The sequence below is a fragment of the Desulfovibrio inopinatus DSM 10711 genome (genome assembly GCF_000429305.1).
In the GTDB taxonomy this organism is placed as follows: Bacteria; Desulfobacterota; Desulfovibrionia; order Desulfovibrionales; family Desulfovibrionaceae; genus Alteridesulfovibrio; species Alteridesulfovibrio inopinatus.
In genome coordinates this window covers 1-1,446 of record NZ_AUBP01000065.1, presented here as the reverse complement: position 1 = coordinate 1,446, position 1,446 = coordinate 1, and the positions used below count along the sequence as shown (strand labels likewise).

General features: G+C 49.0%; 1 protein-coding gene. It reads left to right on the top strand.

The window, feature by feature from the left end; genetic code table 11:
* A partial coding sequence (locus G451_RS34655) for a hypothetical protein (protein ID WP_034643234.1) occupies positions 1-1,446 on the top strand: 1,446 nt, incomplete at both ends.

Genomic DNA, 1,446 nt, shown 5'->3' with positions numbered 1-1,446 from the left:
GATGCGGCCTGGAGCACGTTGGGGTTGCGCTCGGCCGGGGAGATCAAAGCCGAGATTAAGCGGATTGGTGATGCGTATAAGCAAGTCAAAGAGGATGGCACGGCCTCGGTACGGGATTTGGATGCAGCTAAGGACAAGTTGAAAGCGAAGCTCAAGGAGTTGGGGACAGAATATGCCCGGGTGGGTGCTGATGGAACGACCAGTGCCAATAAAATCGATACAGCGTGGAGAGATTTGGGTCTCCGTTCCACCCGCGAAATCAAAGCAGAAATTCGTAAACTCGAAACATCGTACACGACTATACGCGAGAGCGGTACGGCATCGGCGAAAGAGATTGCAGCGGCTCAAGAGAAGCTGAAGGCAAAAATCAAAGGTTTGCGTCGAGAGTACCAGCGACTGGGTGCTGAATCCCCACAGCAAATCAAAGGGGTGGAGTCGGCATTATCCAGCATCATGTCGGTGTTGGGAGAGGTACGGACTGCTGTTGCAGGGTTAGCCCTTGTTGAAACGTTTCGGCGCGCTACGAAATATCTCTGGGAAGCTGTTGACGCAATCGATGCCTATGAAAAGCGTATTATCAGTGTAGCGGCAACGTTGACAGACTACAACAAAGGGTCGGCTGATGAACTCAAGACGATTTATGAACAAAATCTCCAATATGCAACGGAGACCTACGAAAAGGTTGAGCTGGCTGCTGCACGGTTTTTTGCGTCGGGTCAGGAACTCACTGAAGCATGGCAAATTTTAACGAACAAAGGCGTTGTCCTGACGTCTGAGGAAGATATCACCAACCTCGGTATTATTGTCGATAAAATAAAACTCATGACCCAGGGGCAAACAGCGAGTTTGCAAATTGCCCAGGAAATACGATCTGTAATGTCTGGGCAAGCTCGGGCAACGGACCAAATCGCCGTTTTGCTAAAAGATAAACTTGGACCAGAGTGGGATAAACAACTCAAAAAAGCCGTGGCTGAAGGCCGGGCGCTGAAATTTGTCGCGGAACAATTCCAGGGGATGTTGGCGGCATCGGAAGATATCCAGGGTACGATCGAATCGCAGGTTTCGACGTTGCAAACGCGATATGATCAGATCGTGCGATCCGGATTCAAGGAAATGCATGATGATGTCGTGAAAGCTTTGTCCACGATAAATTCGTTGCTTAATCAATACGGTGACATGCTCGGGGCTCTGATATCAAAAGCGTATAAGCTGATCAAAATACTGTCCAGTGGCTTAACAAACCCCTTTGGTCTCCTGACAATTCCTGGACAAGAGATTTGGAAATGGGGTGTTGATCAAGTGTTTCCCAACGAAACAGCGACCAACACAAATGACACCAATGGCGCTGTGCAACCCATTGTCAACAACCCACCTCTCCCTATCGACGATAACAGCACCAAGAAAAGCAAAAAGAATCTCGACGATCTCTTGAAAGCCGCTAAGGAT